Source organism: Brevundimonas sp. G8 (assembly GCF_902506205.1).
In the GTDB taxonomy this organism is placed as follows: domain Bacteria; phylum Pseudomonadota; class Alphaproteobacteria; order Caulobacterales; family Caulobacteraceae; genus Brevundimonas.
Genome location: NZ_LR732816.1, coordinates 1674343 through 1691160 on the forward strand (window position 1 = coordinate 1674343; position 16818 = coordinate 1691160).

18 protein-coding genes and 2 pseudogenes are annotated in these 16818 nt (G+C 65.9%); 6 read left to right on the top strand and 14 right to left on the bottom strand.

Going from position 1 to position 16818, the window contains the following annotated elements:
* Window positions 1-14: 14 nt before the first annotated feature.
* The 5 genes from CHRYSEO8AT_RS08170 to CHRYSEO8AT_RS08190 all read right to left on the bottom strand — a co-directional run bounded on the left by CHRYSEO8AT_RS08170 (window position 15) and on the right by CHRYSEO8AT_RS08190 (window position 5023).
* On the bottom strand, window positions 15-200 hold the full coding sequence (locus CHRYSEO8AT_RS08170) for a hypothetical protein (RefSeq protein ID WP_159848900.1): 186 nt from the start codon (window positions 198-200) through the stop codon (window positions 15-17).
* Window positions 201-1313, bottom strand: coding sequence for a 4-hydroxyphenylpyruvate dioxygenase (hppD, locus tag CHRYSEO8AT_RS08175; RefSeq protein ID WP_159848903.1), 1113 nt, complete (start codon window positions 1311-1313; stop codon window positions 201-203).
* Window positions 1314-1455: 142 nt separating this feature from the next.
* A complete protein-coding gene (locus CHRYSEO8AT_RS08180) occupies window positions 1456-2565 on the bottom strand; it encodes a DUF5694 domain-containing protein (RefSeq protein WP_159848906.1) in 1110 nt (369 codons plus the stop codon).
* Window positions 2566-2691: 126 nt separating this feature from the next.
* Window positions 2692-4293 carry a hypothetical protein gene (locus tag CHRYSEO8AT_RS08185; protein WP_159848909.1) on the bottom strand — a complete coding sequence of 534 codons (1602 nt, stop codon included), beginning with the start codon at window positions 4291-4293 and terminating at the stop codon, window positions 2692-2694.
* Window positions 4294-4375: 82 nt separating this feature from the next.
* Entirely contained in the window at window positions 4376-5023 is a 648-nt protein-coding gene (locus CHRYSEO8AT_RS08190; protein WP_159848912.1) for an exopolysaccharide biosynthesis protein, read from the bottom strand.
* Between the two features lie 99 nt (window positions 5024-5122).
* Here CHRYSEO8AT_RS08190 and CHRYSEO8AT_RS08195 point away from each other — a divergent pair, with 99 nt between their 5' ends.
* Genes CHRYSEO8AT_RS08195 through CHRYSEO8AT_RS08205 form a run of 3 tightly spaced genes read left to right on the top strand, consistent with a single transcriptional unit; the run spans window position 5123 to window position 6852 of the window.
* Window positions 5123-5698: a YqaA family protein gene (locus CHRYSEO8AT_RS08195; protein WP_159848915.1), complete on the top strand. Its 576-nt coding sequence runs from the start codon at window positions 5123-5125 to the stop codon at window positions 5696-5698.
* A gap of 38 nt (window positions 5699-5736) precedes the next feature.
* Entirely contained in the window at window positions 5737-6282 is a 546-nt protein-coding gene (locus tag CHRYSEO8AT_RS08200; RefSeq protein WP_159848918.1) for a disulfide bond formation protein B, read from the top strand.
* Between the two features lie 6 nt (window positions 6283-6288).
* Window positions 6289-6852 carry a demethoxyubiquinone hydroxylase family protein gene (locus tag CHRYSEO8AT_RS08205; RefSeq protein WP_159848921.1) on the top strand — a complete coding sequence of 188 codons (564 nt, stop codon included), beginning with the start codon at window positions 6289-6291 and terminating at the stop codon, window positions 6850-6852.
* 166 nt (window positions 6853-7018) lie between these two features.
* Here CHRYSEO8AT_RS08205 and CHRYSEO8AT_RS08210 read toward each other — a convergent pair whose 3' ends face one another.
* The 3 genes and pseudogenes from CHRYSEO8AT_RS08210 to CHRYSEO8AT_RS16125 all read right to left on the bottom strand — a co-directional run.
* Complete coding sequence (locus CHRYSEO8AT_RS08210; protein ID WP_159848924.1) at window positions 7019-8221, bottom strand: acetyl-CoA C-acyltransferase; 1203 nt, start codon at window positions 8219-8221, stop codon at window positions 7019-7021.
* A gap of 144 nt (window positions 8222-8365) precedes the next feature.
* Window positions 8366-9260, bottom strand: a pseudogene (locus CHRYSEO8AT_RS08215) (SDR family NAD(P)-dependent oxidoreductase); the annotation flags it as partial.
* 1 nt (window position 9261) lies between these two features.
* A pseudogene (locus CHRYSEO8AT_RS16125) lies at window positions 9262-9632 on the bottom strand (SDR family NAD(P)-dependent oxidoreductase); the annotation flags it as partial.
* A gap of 85 nt (window positions 9633-9717) precedes the next feature.
* Between CHRYSEO8AT_RS16125 and CHRYSEO8AT_RS08220 the strand changes: the two are divergent.
* A complete protein-coding gene (locus CHRYSEO8AT_RS08220; protein WP_236547472.1) occupies window positions 9718-10566 on the top strand; it encodes an outer membrane protein in 849 nt (282 codons plus the stop codon).
* 285 nt (window positions 10567-10851) lie between these two features.
* On the opposite strand, the gene CHRYSEO8AT_RS08225 is transcribed toward CHRYSEO8AT_RS08220, so the two are convergent.
* The 4 genes from CHRYSEO8AT_RS08225 to CHRYSEO8AT_RS08240 form a co-directional block, all read right to left on the bottom strand.
* Complete coding sequence (locus CHRYSEO8AT_RS08225) at window positions 10852-11052, bottom strand: hypothetical protein (RefSeq protein WP_159848927.1); 201 nt, start codon at window positions 11050-11052, stop codon at window positions 10852-10854.
* A gap of 55 nt (window positions 11053-11107) precedes the next feature.
* Entirely contained in the window at window positions 11108-11398 is a 291-nt protein-coding gene (locus CHRYSEO8AT_RS08230) for a DUF167 domain-containing protein (protein ID WP_159848930.1), read from the bottom strand.
* Window positions 11399-11475: 77 nt separating this feature from the next.
* Window positions 11476-12405, bottom strand: coding sequence for an electron transfer flavoprotein subunit alpha/FixB family protein (locus tag CHRYSEO8AT_RS08235; protein ID WP_159848933.1), 930 nt, complete (start codon window positions 12403-12405; stop codon window positions 11476-11478).
* Between the two features lies 1 nt (window position 12406).
* Window positions 12407-13171, bottom strand: coding sequence for an electron transfer flavoprotein subunit beta/FixA family protein (locus CHRYSEO8AT_RS08240; RefSeq protein ID WP_159848936.1), 765 nt, complete (start codon window positions 13169-13171; stop codon window positions 12407-12409).
* A gap of 116 nt (window positions 13172-13287) precedes the next feature.
* Between CHRYSEO8AT_RS08240 and CHRYSEO8AT_RS08245 the strand changes: the two genes are divergently transcribed.
* On the top strand, window positions 13288-13632 hold the full coding sequence (locus tag CHRYSEO8AT_RS08245) for a hypothetical protein (protein WP_159848939.1): 345 nt from the start codon (window positions 13288-13290) through the stop codon (window positions 13630-13632).
* 1 nt (window position 13633) lies between these two features.
* On the opposite strand, the gene CHRYSEO8AT_RS08250 is transcribed toward CHRYSEO8AT_RS08245, so the two are convergent.
* Both CHRYSEO8AT_RS08250 and CHRYSEO8AT_RS08255 read right to left on the bottom strand, forming a co-directional pair.
* A complete protein-coding gene (locus tag CHRYSEO8AT_RS08250; protein WP_159848942.1) occupies window positions 13634-14206 on the bottom strand; it encodes a cob(I)yrinic acid a,c-diamide adenosyltransferase in 573 nt (190 codons plus the stop codon).
* Between the two features lie 2 nt (window positions 14207-14208).
* On the bottom strand, window positions 14209-14412 hold the full coding sequence (locus tag CHRYSEO8AT_RS08255) for a twin transmembrane helix small protein (RefSeq protein WP_159848945.1): 204 nt from the start codon (window positions 14410-14412) through the stop codon (window positions 14209-14211).
* Window positions 14413-14572: 160 nt separating this feature from the next.
* Between CHRYSEO8AT_RS08255 and CHRYSEO8AT_RS08260 the strand changes: the two genes are divergently transcribed.
* On the top strand, window positions 14573-16744 hold the full coding sequence (locus tag CHRYSEO8AT_RS08260) for a TonB-dependent receptor domain-containing protein (protein ID WP_201304381.1): 2172 nt from the start codon (window positions 14573-14575) through the stop codon (window positions 16742-16744).
* Window positions 16745-16818: the final 74 nt, after the last annotated feature.

The window sequence follows — 16818 nt, forward strand, 5'->3', positions numbered from 1 at the left end:
GCGGCGCGACCGCGTCACCCCCGGTGGTGCAGCCGCTTCCACACCTGATAGCCGACGATGGGAGCGAAGCCGCAGAGGAGGGCGGCGATCAGGACCATCCAGAAGCCGCCGCCCAGCCAATATTCACCGGCCAGGGCCCCGGCGCCGGCCGCGAGGACCGGGCCGAGCCAGGGCAGCCAGGTCGGCGGCCGCATCTTCATTCAGACGTCGACCTTGATGACGCCGCGACGGATCTGGTCCAGTTCGATGGAGTCGAACAGGGCCTGGAAGTTGCCGTTGCCGAAGCCCTCGTTGCCCTTGCGCTGAATGATCTCGAAGAAGATCGGACCGAAGGTGTCCTGGGTGAAGATCTGCAGCAGCAGGCCGTCCTCGTCCGAGCCGTCGATCAGGATGCGGTTCTTGCGCATCCGCGCCACGTCGTGCCCGTGGTTGGGCAGGCGTTTGTCGATTAGTTCGAAATAGGTCTCGATGGTATCCTGGAAATCGACGCCGCGCTCGCGCATGGCCTCGACCGTCTCGAAGATGTTCTCGGTGGTCAGGGCGATGTGCTGGATGCCCTCGCCGTTGTAGCGACGCAGGAACTCCTCGATCTGGGAGTTGTCGTCCTGGCTTTCGTTCAGGGGGATGCGGATGGCGCGGTCGGGCGCGATCATGGCCTGCGAGAACAGGCCGGTCGCCTTGCCCTTGATGTCGAAATACTTCTGCTCTTCGAAGTTGAAGACCGAGCCGTAGAAGCCGGACCAGGTGCGCATCTCGCCGCGGCGCACGTTGTGGGTCAGGTGGTCCAGGATCTCCAGACCCATCGAATTCTTGCGCTCGGATTCTTCCCAGCCCTCGATCTCGTCCCAGGTGTCGTACAGGGAGCCGGCGTCGCCATATTGATCGATGACGTAGAGCAGGCTGCCGCCGATGCCCTCCAGGATATAGGGATAGTCGCCACCCAGGGCGCCGCCCGAGACGCCTTGCGCGGGCTTGGCGCCGCGCTCGACCGCGCCCTCATAGGCGGCCTTGGCGTCGTTGGTGCGGAAGGCCATGCCGTTGGCGGACGGGCCGTGATCCTTCGCGAAGGTTGCGGCCTGGCTCTCCGGACGATCCTGGGGCTTGCGGTGAACCAGGAAGCTGATGTCGCCCTGCTTCAGGCGGACCACGTCGGTCCTGGGGTTCACGTGCGTCTGGGTGAAGCCCATCAGCTCCAGGCGCGAGATCATCGCCTTGGGTTCAGGGCCGGTGAATTCGACGAATTCGAAACCGTCGACGCCGAGGGGGTTTTCCAGGTCGAGCTTTTCGACCTGAGCCTGGGTCATGTCGTTCATGGCGCGTCTCCCGCACAGATTTTTGAGGCGGGCTTAACCGAAAGGGGCCGCCGATTGGCGCGGAACCTAGTCACAGAAGACGACGGAGCCAAGACGAAGCCACGGGGACGTGATGAACAGCGCCCCGTAGCGCCTCATGCGATCAGCGCAGGACGGGTTCGGGATCGACCAGACGGACGTCGTGCATCTGGTCCAGATAGGCCTCGTAGTAGCCCTTGTGCGCCGCGCCCACGATGCTCAGCATGCGCGTGCCCGGATAGCGGCCCAGCACGTCACGCATGTTCGCGACCATCCGCAGGTTGCGGGTTTCCCAGAAGCCGACGTAGCGGCGGCCGAAGGCTTGTGGCGACGGTTCCACCAGGTTTGCGCCGAAATCGGACTGATAGGCCATGGCCGGCGCGCCCGGCGAATTGTAGGCGCGGTACATCTGAAGGACGCCGTCCGGCTGGTCCAGGGCGGCGCCCAAACGGACGTCTTCCGCGCGACGGGCCGTGCTGGCGGGATTGTCCCAGGCGCGTATGACGGCCTCTTCGTAGGCTTTCTTCTCCTCCGGGTCGGTCGGATCGGGCGAGTCGGCGGAGTGGTCGTCGACGCTCCACAGCCGCTCCAGTCCCAGGCGCGCAGCCAGGGGCGCGGAGATCAGATAGGTCTCGTTGGCCCGATCCTTGATCCGGTTCAACATGGCGACCAGGGCGTCGTTCAGGCCGTCGCCGGCGGTGCGGTCCTCCGGCGCGAGCCGAAGCCACTGGACCAAGGCCGATCCCCGCTCGCCGGCCGCCAGGAACAACGCCGCCAGATGTCGCCGCTGCGCCGCCGTGGGCTGGGCGGGCCAGGTCGCCAGCAGCCGCTCGGCCTCGGCGTTGGCGGCCGGAACGTCCAGGCCGGTCGCCAGGGCGGCCGGGGCGGGGTCCCAGCAATAGGTTCTGACCGTCTCGGCATAACGTGCCGGATAGCGACGCAGGCTGTCGCATTGCAGGCCGGACAGGTCCTCGGTCGCAATGGCTGTGGGTTTCCAGGCCGCCAGCCGGTCCAGCAGCGGCGTCAAGCTCTCGGCTTTGAAGCCGTCGTCCAGGTTCGACAGGTGGGGCGTGCCCAGCACCAGCACTTCGTTCAAGGCGCCGGCGGGCGGCCCCTTTAGCTGGTCGGGATGGAAGGGCTGGCGGTAATCCTGCGCGGCGGCCGGCAGGGCGGTCGTCAGCAGGGCGCCGACGGCGGCGAGAAGGGTGCTGGAAGAACGAAGGAACAGAGCCATGACACGCCGTGAAGAGGGGCAAGAGGGAAGATCGACCGCCGGTCGATCAAGCCACCATTCACGCTGTGCCGGTCGGACGCTTGTTAATTCTTGGACATCTTAAGGCCGCGCTTGGTCTGGGGCTGGTCAGGTTGCGCGCGTCGTCAGGGCCGGGGCTGCCGTGACGACCCAGGCCTTGGGCTGAGCCAGCGGGGCCTTGCAGACGGCCTCGACCGCCTGGCCGTCCTGGAAGCGATAGCGGACCGGCAGTCCTTCGACGCAGCGGGTTTGAATTGCGACGAACATGGCTTCGGCGTCGGCGTAGGGATCGTGATCCTCGATACTGGCCAGGACCGGGGAGCCCGACAGCACGCCGCATTTGTCGGTGGTGTCCAGCTGGATGCCCTCGCGAACCTGATAGAAGCCTGTGCCGCCCCCTGTGCAGTTCTGGGCGTTCAGGTGGACCAAGGCGGCGCGGCGATAGTCGCCCCGGCCGGGCTGATCCACCAGGGAGACACCTAGGGCCGTCAGTCGCGCCTCGATCCCCGTCCAGCGGTCCGCGCCGGGGGCGTCCAACAGAATGTTCGCGCCGCTGTCGGCGGGCAGAAGGGCGCGGAAGTCCGCCACGCCATAGCCGTCTCCCGCGCGCCTAGCGTCCAGCATCGTCTTCCACAGATCCAAGATATCTCGTCGACCATCGGAGGCCCGACGCACCTCCAGATCGGCGATCCACTGGATCAATACGCCGCAGTCATAGACGCTGGAGCCGGATTGCAGCCGCCGAGGATCGTAGTCGCGATCCTTGAGCGTCGCACGGCAACCGTTCAGCCGCCGGGCCAGGGACGATCTCGCTTGGGCTTCGTCTATGACGCCGGACGAGGCGGCGGCGACCAGGGCGCCGTATTCCGCCCCGCCCTCGTGCAGCCAAGGCGCGCTGTCGCCGTCCTTCAGCGTGAGGCCGTGGCCGTTCCACAGGTGGAAGGTCTCGTGCCAGACGAAGGTCGAAAGGGGACCGGCCACGTCCTCGGCCGGTGCGTCCCAGGACGTGCCGAAAAAGCGTGTGGAGATGACGCCGGTGTCGGTCACATCGCCACGAAAGGTCGTCGGGCCGGGGCTGTCGGTCGTGACGATCAGGACGGGTTGGTAGGGCAGGTCGCGGCCCAGCCTGGCGCCATAGAAGGCCTGAGCCGCCAGGAAGCCGTCGCCCATCAGCTTCGACAAGGATGCGGGAACCGAGGCGCCGGTCACGACCGCCCCGCCGTCCCTGCGCGTCACCGCCGCCTCGGGGCCGATATAGGCGTAACCCTTGATCGCATCGGCCTGAGGCAGGGTGGTTTCGCCAGCGACGGGTTGGGCGGTCAGTTCGGCGTCCATGCCCTTCAACTCCAGGCCGGGGCCATAAAGGACGTGGCCCGCGCCGACGCGCGTCAGGCCCATATAGACACGGTCCACCTCGGCCGCGTCGGGGGCGATCAGAATCTGAAAAGTGTCGAAGGGCCGGTCGGACTTGACCACGCCGTCCGCCAAGGTCAGGCCGGGCGTCGTCACTGTCCACAGATTGCGGATGATGGCGGGGTCCAGGAAGGCGACCTCGGTGGTCGGCTGGGCCAGCCGCCAGGTCACGGCGACGCCGCCGGCGGCGGTGCGGGCCTCAATGGTCGCGGCCTGCTGGGCCTGAGATAGCGCGGAGGCGGCCGTTCCAATGGCTAGGCTCAAAGCGGCCAACACGCCAATCAGGTTCGAGGTCATGCAATCCGGCTCCGACAACTAAGCGTGAGCATACTGGCGCGACGAAGTGGGGCGATTTGACGGCGAAATCGTTAAAGCGAAGTCAGCCCGGCAGCCAGCGCGTCGCCCATTCTGCGCCCATCAGCAGGCCGGCTCCCAAGGCGCCAAGAATCGTTAGCCAGACGGTGGTGACGGCGGCGCCGGCGATGACGAACAGGCCGTCGCGCTGGATCAGGCCGACTGACAGCAGGGCGAGGGCCACCGACGGGATGGTGTTGGTCAGGGGCATGACGATGGTCAGGGTGGCCAGGATCATGAAGACGGCCGCCAGCTTCTCGCCCGGTCCGTCGGCGAACCGGCGCAGGCGGGGGCGCGACAGCCGGTGGATCCAGCCCAGTTTCGACTCGGCGAAATCGGCCATGGCCTTTAGCCAGACGCCCTTGCACCTCAGGTTCAGGAACCAGCGCGGCAGCCACGGCTCCTCGCGCCCGACCAGCATCTGGCCCGCCAGCAGGATGACGATCAGTCCGACGACTTGCGGCACGCCGTAAAGGCCCGGGACCAGGCAGGGGATGGAGAGCAGCAGGATCAGCAGCCCATAGGCGCGCTCGTCCAGACGGTCGCGAATCTCGTGCAGGGTCAGGCCGGTTTCGCCGCCGTCGTCCGCCAGCCGCCGCAAGAGGCGGGTGACGTTGTGGCTGACGTCATCCTGCTGCGAGGCGGGCGAGGGAGGAGAGGCAGGGGTGGTCATGAAATGCGCTCTAGCAGGTGGCGGCGACCGCCGAGGATGACGGAACGCCACAGGGGTGGTAACGCGCCAGTCCGCCCTGCGGCCCCTCTAAGGATCACCATGCTTCGCCAGCTTTACGACCGTGTCTTCGATCTGGCGCGCAGCCGCCATGCGACGAAGGCCCTGGCCGTGGTCTCCTTCGCCGAGAGTTCGTTCTTTCCCATTCCGCCCGACGTGATGCTGGCGCCGATGATCCTGGCGCGGCCGGAGCGGGCCTATTTCTACGCCGCCGTCTGCACCGTCGCCTCGGTGCTGGGCGGGATACTGGGCTACGTGATCGGCTATTTCCTGACCGATCTGGGCCTGGCGATGATGCGGCTGCTGGGTCATTCGGACGGGCTGGCGCAATTTCGCGCCTGGTTCGATCAGTGGGGGCTGTGGGTCATTCTGATCAAGGGGCTGACCCCGATCCCCTACAAGCTGGTGACCATCGCCTCGGGCCTGGCGGCGTTCAGCTTTCCGGTCTTCATGGCCGCGTCGGTGGTGACGCGCGGCGGGCGGTTCTTCCTGGAGGCGTGGATCCTGAAACGCTGGGGTCAGGCCATGCTGGCGCAGGTGGAAAAGCGGCTGGCGCTGTGGAGCGTCATCGGCCTCGTGGCTCTGGTCGGACTCATCGTCGCCGTGAAGCTTCTGTAAGTCGACGTAAGGCCTGGGGAGGGGTAAGACTTTTCGCAATGATCGACGCCTATCGCCTTCTGACCCGTTGGTGGACCGCCTTCGCCCTGGCCGCGTCGCTGGCGATGCTGGGTGCGGCCCATGCGTTTCAGCGGTTCGGCGGGCTTGAGCCCTGCAACCTGTGCCTCAAACAGCGTGAGGCCTATTGGGGCGCCGTCGTGGTGGCGGCGGTCGCTACGGCCTGGACCCTGATCAGCGGCAGCCGGCGGGGAACCCCTCGCATCGCGGCCTTCCTGCTGGCCGCCGTCTTCGCCACCGGGGCCGTGACGGCCATCTTCCACATGGGCGGGGAATACAAATGGTGGGCCTTGCCCGCGACCTGTTCGTCGGTCGGCGGTTCGGTCGATCTGAACAGTCTGACGGCGCTGGCCATGGGCACAGGGCCGGTGGTCAAGGTGATCGGCTGCGGCGACGTGGCCTGGAGCTGGCTGGGCCTGTCGATGGCCGGATGGAACGCCCTCGTCGCCTCGGCGCTTGCGGTGTTCAGCCTGCTGGCCGCCAAACGCCCCAAGGACGCTCGCGCCCCCCGTATCGAGAAGGCCTGACCTGACATGAGCGGCTCCATTCCTCTTCCTCGTCCTGGACGCGGCGCTGACAAGGCGCGGATGGACGAGATCCTGCGGGTCGATCACGCCGGAGAATACGCCGCCGTCCTGATCTATCGCGCCCAGAAAGCGGTGTTCGAAGGCCGCAAGGGCAGGGGCGAGATCGCCCGCGACCTGGGCGAGATGCAGGACCAGGAGGCGGTGCATCTGGCGCGCTTCGACCGGCTGCTGAACGATCGGCAGGTGCGGCCCACAGTGATGACGCCTCTGTGGCGGATCGCGGCCTCGGCCTTGGGCGCCGGCACGGCCCTGATGGGCGAAAAGGCGGCGCACGCCTGCACCGAGGCGGTCGAGAGCGTGATCGAGAAACACTATGCCGATCAGATCGCCGAGATCGGCGACCGCGACCCGGCTCTTGCCGCCGAGCTGAAACAGTTCCGCGACGAGGAACTGGCGCACCACGACCACGCCATCGAGCACGGAAGCCGCGAGGCGCCGGCCTATCGGCTGTTGAGCGGCGTCATCAAGGTCGGCTGCAAGGCGGCGATCAAGATCAGCGAGCGGGTTTAAACCGTCTCCTCCCCACTTGTGGGGAGGGGGACCGCGCGTAGCGTGGTGGAGGGGCTCTTGAAGTCCCACAGGCGTCTGTGAGGCGGTGAAGAACCCCTCCGTCACGGCGCTGGATAAGCGCCGCGTCTCCTCCCCCTCGCTGCGCGACAGGGAGGAGACGGGAGCCTCAGTAGATCTCGAACAGGCCCGCCGCGCCCATGCCGCCGCCGATGCACATGGTGACGACGCCGTATTTGGCGCCGCGGCGCTTGCCTTCGATCAGGACGTGGCCGGTCATGCGGGCGCCGGACATGCCGTAGGGGTGGCCGATGGAGATGGCGCCGCCCGAGACGTTCAGTCGGTCCATCGGAATGCCGAGGGTTTCAGCGCAATACAGGACCTGGACGGCGAAGGCCTCGTTCAGCTCCCAGATGCCGATGTCGTCCACCGTCAGGCCGTGGCGCTTCAGCAGTTTGGGCACGGCATAGACCGGGCCGATGCCCATTTCGTCCGGCTCGCAGCCGGCGACCGCCATGCCGCGATAGACGCCCAGCGGCTGAAGATTGCGCTTCACCGCCTCGCCCGCCTCCATGATCACGCAGGCCGAGGCGCCGTCCGACAGTTGCGAGGCGTTGCCGGCGGTGATGAATTCGCCCTGCTGGATTTCCTCGCCGGAGCCGAACACGGGCTTCAGCGACTTCAGGCCCTCCAGGGTGGTTTCGGGCCGGTTGCCCTCGTCCTTCGACAGGGTCACATCCTTGGATGAGGTCTCGCCGGTCGCTTTGTCCGTGACCAGCATGGATGTGGTCATCGGCACGATCTCGGCGTCGAAACGGCCCGCCTCCTGCGCCGCCGCCGTGCGCTGTTGGGACTGGAGGGCATATTCGTCCTGGCGGTCGCGGTCGATATTGTAGCGCCGGGCCACGACCTCGGCCGTCTCCAGCATCGACATATACATATGCGGCGCCAGCTTCAGCAGGGCCTCGTCCTTGCCGCGGTACAGGTTCATGTGCTGGTTCTGGACCAGGGAGATGCTTTCCAGCCCGCCGCCGACCGCAATCTTCTGCTGGTCGAACACCACTTGTTTGGCCGCTGTGGCGATGCCCATCAGGCCCGAGGCGCATTGACGGTCCAGGCTCATGCCGGGAACCGACGACGGCAGGCCGGCGGCCAGGGCGATCTGACGCGCCACGTTCGTGCCTGTCGAGCCCTGCTGCAGGGCCGCGCCCATGACGACGTCCTCGATCTCGGCCGGATCGACGTTGGCGCGCTGAACCGCGTGCTTCACCGCATGGGCTCCCAACTGCTGGGCCTGGGTGTCGTTGAAGGCCCCACGATAGGCCCGGCCGATGGGCGTGCGGGCGGTGGAGACGATGACGGCTTCGCGCATGAGCTTTCCTCCTGGGGCTATCGCCCTTCGGGCTACTTGAGCCCCATTTTGTTTGGCCTATCGCGCGTTCGCGCTGCTGAGGCCGATTTCCTCTGAAGCGAAGTTAGGCGCCTCACGTCGCGTCAACGCAAGGCGCCTTTACGCTTAAACGTCGTGCGCCTTCTGCGCCTTTGTCAGTTCGATCATGCCTTGGGCGGCGCCCATCTCCGGCACGATCTCGCCGGCGCGGTCCGAGATGGCGTCGAAGCGGGCGGCGACCTGTTCGGGCGCATCCTCGCCGGTGACGAACGCTCCTTGCGTCAAGGTGACATAGGCGCGCTCGAACCCGCCGGCGCCGGCGGCCAGGATGGCGCGGCTGGGGGCGTCCGTCGAAGCGGGCGGCGACCTGTTCGGGCGCATCCTCGCCGGTGACGAACGCTCCTTGCGTCAAGGTGACATAGGCGCGCTCGAACCCGCCGGCGCCGGCGGCCAGGATGGCGCGGCTGGGGGCGTCCCGGCTGACCAGATACAGAAGACCCGGCGTCACCAGGGCAGGTGACAAGGCCTCCAGCGGCAAGGCCGCGCCCAGGTCCTCGGTCATGCGGGTGTGGGCGGTGGGCGCCAGGCAGTTGACGCGAATGTCGTTCTTGGCCCCCTCGATCGACAGGGACTGCATCAGACCGACCAGGGCCATCTTGGCCGCGCCATAGTTCGACTGGCCGAAGTTGCCGTACAGGCCGGACGACGAGGTGGTCATCACGATGCGGCCATAGTTCTGACCCCGCATGATCTCCCACACCGCCTTGGTGCAGTTGACGGCCCCCATCAGGTGAACGTCGACGACGAAGCGGAAATCCTCGATCTCCATCTTGGCGAAGCTTTTGTCGCGCAGGACGCCGGCGTTGTTCACCAGGATGTCGATCCGGCCCCATTTCGCCATCGCCTGATCGACCATCGATTGAACCGCCGCGAAGTCGGTGACGGAGGCGGCGTTGGCGATGGCCTCGCCGCCTGCCCCCTGGATTTCCGCCACGACGGCTTCTGCGGCGCTGGCCGAGCCNACGTCGACGACGAAGCGGAAATCCTCGATCTCCATCTTGGCGAAGCTTTTGTCGCGCAGGACGCCGGCGTTGTTCACCAGGATGTCGATCCGGCCCCATTTCGCCATCGCCTGATCGACCATCGATTGAACCGCCGCGAAGTCGGTGACGGAGGCGGCGTTGGCGATGGCCTCGCCGCCTGCCCCCTGGATTTCCGCCACGACGGCTTCTGCGGCGCTGGCCGAGCCGCCCGAGCCGTCGCGCGCGCCGCCCAGGTCGTTGACCACCACCTTGGCCCCCCGCGCCGCCAGCGCCAGAGCATGCTCGCGCCCCAGTCCGCCGCCCGCGCCCGTCACGATCGCCACCTGTCCGTCGAACCGCATCGCCATAATCGTTCCCTTTCGCTGGCGCCCAATGTGTTGAAACGGCGCCACAGTCGTCACAATCCTAATCCGAGAGCGGAACCGGACGCCAGCCATGCCGTTCGGCTCGGGAACGCTGTGCCAACGCGCAGCTTCGCGCAATTCACACAGTGAGGAAGCTATGAAGCTCAAACTTCTCGCCTCTGTCGCCGCAGCCGGGCTGTTCGCAGCCGGGGCCGCATCGGCAGAACCCAATGGTTGGTACGGGGCGATCGACGCCGGTTACCATATGATCGACGACATCAACGCCGAGTCGTCGACGACCGGCGCCAACTGGAACTATGAAGTGAATGACGGCTGGGCGGCGTTCGCCCGTCTCGGCTATCGCTTCAACCCAAACTGGCGTGCGGAACTCGAAGGCGGCTACCGCTCGGGCGACGTCGGCACGGTTCGCGCCGTTTCCGGTACGCAGGGCCTTTGCAACTTCACCCCGGCGACGGGCGGTTGCTTCTCCCCTGAAGGCGATATCGAATCCGTCACCCTGATGGCGAATGTCATCTATGACTTCGGTTACGAAGCCTGGGGCATCCGTCCGTTCGTCGGCCTCGGCGCCGGTGTGAATCGCGTCAAGACGGACCTGACGGGCAACCTGCGCGCCAACCGCGCCGCGACCTTTACGGCTGATGACGACTCGACCAAGTTCGCCGCTCAGGCGATCGCCGGTCTGGCCTGGGCCGTGGGCGACCGCACCAACATCGACCTGACCTACCGCTACCTGACGGGCGACGCTGGCTTCGCCTCGACGACGGTCGGCGCGACGCAGTTCGGCGAATGGGACGGCGACTACGATCAGTCGCACACCGTGACCCTGGGTCTGCGCTACAGCTTCGGCGCCGAAGACGCACCGCCGCCCCCGCCTCCCCCCGCAAGAAACCACCGGAGGAAAGCGAGGCTTACCTCTTAAAACCCGTCGGCGATTCGATTGGAGCGCGGAACCTAGTGAAACCAACCGATGAAAGCAAGAAGTTTTTCAACTCCTCCTTCCGTGGGGCCTTGGAGATTTACACCCCCGCGGCCCCGTCGGCCGGCCCGTTTCCGAGCGAGGCGGCTCTATACGTATGGGCTGATTTGTCAGCAAGCGGATTCTGACTGTTGGGGGAAAGTTTCTCAAAGACTCATGATCGACGATCATGAGCCACCAGCCTCAACCCGCAATGTAAGTGCGGAGACTCGCGGCTGACGGGCTGCTTCAGGCTCCGCCCAGGCGGGACATCAGCTCCGCATCCTGCTCGGAGGCGGCGACCTCATTGTCGAACGCCAGCTGCGCCTCGGAGAGATCTGTGAAGATCAACGGCTCCGACAGGCGCAGACTTGAGATGGCGTAGTCTTCGCCCCTCTGTTCGAGGACGACGCCGCTACGGGCGTGAAGGATACGGGCATCCGTGGTCATGGGTCTGTTCTCCGGCTTGGATGGAGAACGCGCCAATCACCGAAATGGGTCGCTCTCATTCGCCGGACAGGATTCCAGCGATTCGCGCGTTCAGCGTTTCGTCATCCAGGCCGTCGACGACAACGATCTTCGACCGCGACTGGCCGCCGCGTGTCACGGTCACCGAAGACTTCGACACGCCAAGGCTCTTGGCCAACAGCCGGATCAGGGCGTCATTGGCCTCTCCATCTATGGGACGAGCGCGGACGCGCACCTTGAGCACGCGCCGTCCTTCTACGTCCGCCTCCCAGCCCTCGATGCGATCCACCGCCGCGCCGGGCTGCAGCCTTATGGGCAGGTTCGCCATCCGATCTCCTACGGGCAAGAAAAAGGGCGCGGCTCCTTTCGAAGCCGCGCCCTCTGCGTTTGGGGTCTAACCCAGACTTAGCCCAGGGCCGTCATCAGTTCCGGCACCACGGTCTTGTAATCGCCGACCAGGCCATAGTCCGCGACCTGGAAGATCGGGGCGTCCGGGTCCTTGTTGATGGCGACGATCGTCTTGGAATCCTTCATCCCCGCCAGGTGCTGAATCGCGCCCGAGATGCCGATGGCGATATACAGCGCCGGCGCCACCACCTTGCCGGTCTGGCCGACCTGATAGTCGTTCGGCGCATAGCCCGCGTCGACCGCTGCACGCGAGGCGCCGATGGCGGCGCCCAGCTTGTCGGCCAGCGGCTCCATCACGGCGTGGAATTCGTCCGCCGAGCCCAGAGCGCGACCACCGGAGACGATGATCTTGGCGGCGCCCAGTTCCGGGCGGTCCGACTTGACCATTTCTTCCGAGACGAAGGTCGTCTTGGGCGCATCGGCGCCGGCGACGCTCTCGACCGAGGCGGAACCGCCCTCAGCGGCGGCGGCGAAGGCCGTCGGACGTACGGTGATGACCTTCTTGGCGTCGGCCGACTGGATCGTTTCCAGCGCGTTGCCGGCGTAGATCGGGCGCACGAAAGTATCGGCCGAAACCACTTCGACGATGTCCGAGATTGGGGCGACGTCCAGCTTGGCGGCGATGCGGGGAGCAAAGTTCTTGCCGTCCGTCGATGCTGGGGTCAGGATGGCGTCGTAGCCGGCGGCCAACGGAACCACCGTCGCCTCGACCGCCTCGGCCAAGCCGTGGCCCAAACCGGCGCTCTCGGCCAGCAGCACCTTGCGGACCCCGGCAATCTTGGACGCGGCGTCAGCTGCGGCTTGCGCCCCCTGCCCCACGACTAGAACGTCCACGTCGGACGACAGGCCGAGCGCGGCGGTCACGGTCTTGTTTGTGGTGTCGCGAACGGTCGAACCGTCGTGATCGGCGATAACGAGGACAGCCATATTACAGCGCTCCCGCAGACTTGAGTTTGGAAACCAGTTCGGCCGCATCGGCGACCTTGACGCCGGCCGACCGCTTGGGCGGCTCGGTGACCTTCAGGACCTTCAGACGGTCGGCGACATCGACGCCGTAATCGGCGACCGCCTTGACGGCGATCTCCTTCTTCTTGGCCTTCATGATGTTCGGCAGCGACGCATAGCGCGGCGTGTTCAGCCGCAGGTCCACCGTCACCACGGCCGGCAGGTCCGCCGAGAGCGTCTGCAGGCCGCCATCGACCTCGCGCGTCACAGTCGCCTTGCCTGCATCGATCACCAGCTTGCCGGCGAAGGTCGCCTGGGGCCAGTCCAGCAGGGCGGCCAGCATCTGGCCCACCGCATTGTTGTCGCCGTCGATAGACTGTTTGCCCATCAGGATCAGGTCGGGTTTTTCTTCCTCGACCACCGCCTTCAGCAGCTTGGCGACCGCCAGCGGCTCAAGGTCCGTATCCGACTGGATCAACAGACCCCGGTCCGCGCCCATGGCCAGGGCGGTACGGATGGTTTCCTGGGCCTGGGTCACGCCGATGGAGACCACAACGATCTCGGTCGCGGTGCCGGCGGCGTGGTGTTCCTTGCCTTCCTTCAGACGAACCGCCTCTTCGACGGCGATCTCGTCGAAGGGATTCATGCTCATCTTGACGTTGGCCAGATCGACGCCTGACTGGTCCGCCTTCACGCGGGCCTTGACGTTATAGTCGATCACCCGTTTGACGGGGACGAGTACCTTCATGGGTCTATCCGTGAAATCGCCTGAATGTGAGGGCAGGACATGGAGCGGTCGCGAAGGCCTGTCAACGTAACGCGGGGTCAAGCTGTGGCAGCGACCCCTCCCTAACGGACTACGAGATGAAGCGTTTCCTGACCTTTCCCCGCCTGGCGATGATTTTCTTTGGCCTGTTCGGCGTCGCCATCGTGGGGATTTTCATCCTGCAGGACTATTGGGTCGCGCCGGGCAAGCGATGCGAAGCGGCTGGCAAATGGTACGACATGGATAGCCGCATCTGCGCACAACCCATCTCGATCGCCCAGATCACAGGCCGCCCCAATGGCGTCTCGCGTGAGGAAGCCTCGGCCGAGAAGAATCGCGAACTGGTCCGCATCGAACAGGAACTCGCCGCCGAGGATCGCGCCCGCGCCGCCGAAGTTCAGCGCCAGAAGGCGGCCCTGGCAGCCGCGCGGCCGGCGGCATAGTTTAGCGGGTCGCGCCCGGCTTCCACTTGATGTCGCTGGCGCCGTTGGCATTGGCGCGTCGTGCGGCGACGAACAGATGGTCCGACAGGCGGTTCAGATATTTGACCGCCTCGACATTCACCGCCTCGCCGCTTTCGACCAGTCGCACGGCGTCGCGTTCCGCCCGGCGGCAGACCGTGCGCGCGACATGCAGATGCGCCGACAGCGGCGCGCCGCCCGGCAGGATGAAGCTGTCGAGCGCCTTGAGGCTCTCGTTCATCCAGTCGATTTCCTGCTCCAGCCGCGCCACCTGGGTGTCGATGATCCGCAAGGCCTCCCAGGCTGGCGGCGGATCCAGCGGCGTGGCCAGGTCGGCGCCCAGGTCGAACAGCTCGTTCTGGATGCGGCCCAGCATGGCGTCGATGCGGTCGTTCTGACCGCTGTTAAGACGGGCGACGCCGATCACGGCGTTCAACTCATCGACGGCGCCATAGGCCTCGACGCGGATGTTTGTCTTGGACACCGGTGCGCCTGACGCCAGCCGCGTGCGGCCCTCGTCACCGGTCCGGGTGTAGATCTTGTTCAGCGTCACCATGGTCAGGCCCCCTTCGCCGCCTTCCACATCATGCCGACGACCAGCAGGATGACGGCCAGCGCCTGCAGCCCGACCCTCAGCCGCATCAGCTTGTTGGAGTTGGTCCGCGCATAGTCCCCGCCCCGGAACAGAGAATAGAGGCCAAAGCCCAGGGTGATCGTCACGGCGGCGATGGCGACGATAATCAGGATGTCGAAGATCTGCATGCCGTCGTTCTAGACCCGGATCGCCATCACACGCCAGCGGCGCTCGCCGACTGCCCCGTCACGATACGGCGCCGCTTGCGACCGATGGGCGCACCCCCCTTGGACTGTGATTGCGAATGCTGTTGAGAGGCGCTCGCAAATATCAGGGGCTATTCCGATCATGATCTTCTCGACCCGCGCTCGCCTGTTGGCCGGCGCATCCTGCGCTTTCGGCCTGACCTCGGGCGCCGCACTGGCGGAGACCGTGCAACCGGTCACGGCCGGACAGGCGACGCAGACGGCCGAGCTGGGCGAGATCGTCGTCACCGCCTCAGGCTTTGAACAGCGCATCAACCAGGCCCCCGCCTCGATCAGCGTCATTCCCCGCGCCGAGATCGAAGAGGTGCGTGCCGTTTCCCTCGCCGAAATCCTGAATAATGTCGAAGGCGTCGATACCGGGGCCGCCGTCGGCAAGACAGGTGGCCAGACCATCAACATCCGGGGCATGGGGTCAGACTACACCCTGATCCTGATCGACGGCCGCCGCCAGAACACGGCCGGCAGCGTTACGCCCAATGGGTTCGGCGAGACGTCCAACAGCTTCCTGCCCCCCATCTCGGCCATCGAACGGGTCGAGGTCGTGCGCGGCCCCGTCTCCACCCTCTACGGCTCCGACGCCATGGGCGGCGTGGTCAACATCATCACCCGCAAAATCGGCGACGAATGGCACGGCTCGGCCAGCGCCCATTACACGATACAGGGCGATGATGAGTTCGGTCCGATCCGCGGCGGCGATGTCTATCTGGCCGGACCTCTGATCAAGGACCGGGTCGGACTGTCGATCCGCGGCTCGCGTTCGGAACGCGAACAATCGCGCCTGACATTCGAAAACGTCGCGGGCGCGGAAACCCCGGTCACAGGCTTCGGGCGCAGTTCCACCGCCAACGAAATCTGGTCCGCCGGCGCCCGTCTGGCCTTCAACCTGCACGCCGACCACGACCTGTGGATCGACGCCGACGTCGGCCGCCAGTGGTACGACAACTCCAAAGGCCAGATGGGCACCGCCACCACCGCCGGCGGCTATGACAAGTTCCTGGAGTTCAATCGCGACCAAGTCGCCATCGCCCATAACTGGCGCCTGCCGTTCGGCACATTGGAATCCAACTATTCGATCGCCACGACCGAGACCAAGGGCCGGATCATCCCCAACGGCGTCGCCGGCGCCGGCAGCCCGCGCGACCTGGAGAGCGAGAACCGCATCTTCGACACCAAACTGTTCTCGCAATGGCGCAATCACACCTTCACCGTCGGCGGCCAACATTGGGAAGCCGAGATGACGGACGGCGTGGTGTCGGGCACGTTCAACCACACCCAATGGGCCGTCTTCGCCGAGGACGAATGGCGCTTCACCGACACCCTGGCCCTGACGGTGGGGGCGCGTCACGACGATCACTCGACCTTCGGCTCTCACTTTAGCCCGCGCGCCTATCTGGTGTGGAATCCGACCGATGTGTGGACCGTCAAGGGCGGCGTCAGCCAGGGCTTCAAGACCCCGCGCCTGGAACAGCTGGCCTCGGGCATCAACGGCTTCGGCGCACAAGGCCGCCTGCCCTTGCTGGGCAGCCCGGGTCTGATGCCGGAAACCTCGACCTCGACCGAGTTCGCGGTTCTGTATGACGACCATTACCGCCTGCGCGCTGGCATCACCGTCTTCCACAACCAGTTCGACGACAAGATCGCCACCGGCGTGCCCATCGCCAATTGCCTGTTCGGCCTGACCCCTGCCCAGTACGCGGCCGGCGGCTACAACACGTCGGGCTGTTTCGACGTGGGCTTCTATACGGCCTATATATCGACCGTCCCCACCTTCGGTCAGAGCATCAATATCGACGAGGCGGTCACGCAGGGGGTCGAGGCCACGGCGCGTTACCGCTTCAACGACGCCTGGACGCTTCAGGGCAACTACACCTTCACCGACAGCGAGCAGAAGTCAGGCGCCGCGGCCGGCCAGCCCCTGACCGACACGCCCGAACACATGGTCAACGCCAACCTGCGCTGGAACGCCACCGACCGGATGAACCTGTGGCTGCGGGGCGAATACCGTTCGGCGCGCTATCGCGGGGCCGGCGACGCCCAGACGGCGCTGGGCGACTATGACGCCTACAGCCTGTTCCACCTCGGCGGCGCCTATCGCATCGACGATAATCTGACGGTCAATGCCGTGGTCTACAACCTGTTCGACAAGGACTTCGTCAGCCTGCTGCCCTATGGCAGCCCGGTCGTCTATGCGCCCGAGTTCGCCAACAATCAGGAGCCGCGCCGCCTCTGGATCTCGGTGACCGCGGCCTTCTGATCCTTGAATCCGAAGCCATCAGGCGGGGGTCGCTTCGGCGACCCCCGTTCTTTTTTGCGCCGAGCTAAGCCATT

What these genes read in the sequence shown, in the direction of transcription:
- CHRYSEO8AT_RS08170 (WP_159848900.1), bottom strand. Translation starts at nt 200, where the DNA reads ATGAAGATGCGGCCGCCGACCTGGCTGCCCTGGCTCGGCCCGGTCCTC.
- hppD (WP_159848903.1), bottom strand. Translation starts at nt 1,313, where the DNA reads ATGAACGACATGACCCAGGCTCAGGTCGAAAAGCTCGACCTGGAAAAC.
- CHRYSEO8AT_RS08180 (WP_159848906.1), bottom strand. Translation starts at nt 2,565, where the DNA reads ATGGCTCTGTTCCTTCGTTCTTCCAGCACCCTTCTCGCCGCCGTCGGC.
- CHRYSEO8AT_RS08185 (WP_159848909.1), bottom strand. Translation starts at nt 4,293, where the DNA reads ATGACCTCGAACCTGATTGGCGTGTTGGCCGCTTTGAGCCTAGCCATT.
- CHRYSEO8AT_RS08190 (WP_159848912.1), bottom strand. Translation starts at nt 5,023, where the DNA reads ATGACCACCCCTGCCTCTCCTCCCTCGCCCGCCTCGCAGCAGGATGAC.
- CHRYSEO8AT_RS08195 (WP_159848915.1), top strand. Translation starts at nt 5,123, where the DNA reads ATGCTTCGCCAGCTTTACGACCGTGTCTTCGATCTGGCGCGCAGCCGC.
- CHRYSEO8AT_RS08200 (WP_159848918.1), top strand. Translation starts at nt 5,737, where the DNA reads ATGATCGACGCCTATCGCCTTCTGACCCGTTGGTGGACCGCCTTCGCC.
- CHRYSEO8AT_RS08205 (WP_159848921.1), top strand. Translation starts at nt 6,289, where the DNA reads ATGAGCGGCTCCATTCCTCTTCCTCGTCCTGGACGCGGCGCTGACAAG.
- CHRYSEO8AT_RS08210 (WP_159848924.1), bottom strand. Translation starts at nt 8,221, where the DNA reads ATGCGCGAAGCCGTCATCGTCTCCACCGCCCGCACGCCCATCGGCCGG.
- CHRYSEO8AT_RS08220 (WP_236547472.1), top strand. Translation starts at nt 9,718, where the DNA reads ATGCCGTTCGGCTCGGGAACGCTGTGCCAACGCGCAGCTTCGCGCAAT.
- CHRYSEO8AT_RS08225 (WP_159848927.1), bottom strand. Translation starts at nt 11,052, where the DNA reads ATGACCACGGATGCCCGTATCCTTCACGCCCGTAGCGGCGTCGTCCTC.
- CHRYSEO8AT_RS08230 (WP_159848930.1), bottom strand. Translation starts at nt 11,398, where the DNA reads ATGGCGAACCTGCCCATAAGGCTGCAGCCCGGCGCGGCGGTGGATCGC.
- CHRYSEO8AT_RS08235 (WP_159848933.1), bottom strand. Translation starts at nt 12,405, where the DNA reads ATGGCTGTCCTCGTTATCGCCGATCACGACGGTTCGACCGTTCGCGAC.
- CHRYSEO8AT_RS08240 (WP_159848936.1), bottom strand. Translation starts at nt 13,171, where the DNA reads ATGAAGGTACTCGTCCCCGTCAAACGGGTGATCGACTATAACGTCAAG.
- CHRYSEO8AT_RS08245 (WP_159848939.1), top strand. Translation starts at nt 13,288, where the DNA reads ATGAAGCGTTTCCTGACCTTTCCCCGCCTGGCGATGATTTTCTTTGGC.
- CHRYSEO8AT_RS08250 (WP_159848942.1), bottom strand. Translation starts at nt 14,206, where the DNA reads ATGGTGACGCTGAACAAGATCTACACCCGGACCGGTGACGAGGGCCGC.
- CHRYSEO8AT_RS08255 (WP_159848945.1), bottom strand. Translation starts at nt 14,412, where the DNA reads ATGCAGATCTTCGACATCCTGATTATCGTCGCCATCGCCGCCGTGACG.
- CHRYSEO8AT_RS08260 (WP_201304381.1), top strand. Translation starts at nt 14,573, where the DNA reads ATGATCTTCTCGACCCGCGCTCGCCTGTTGGCCGGCGCATCCTGCGCT.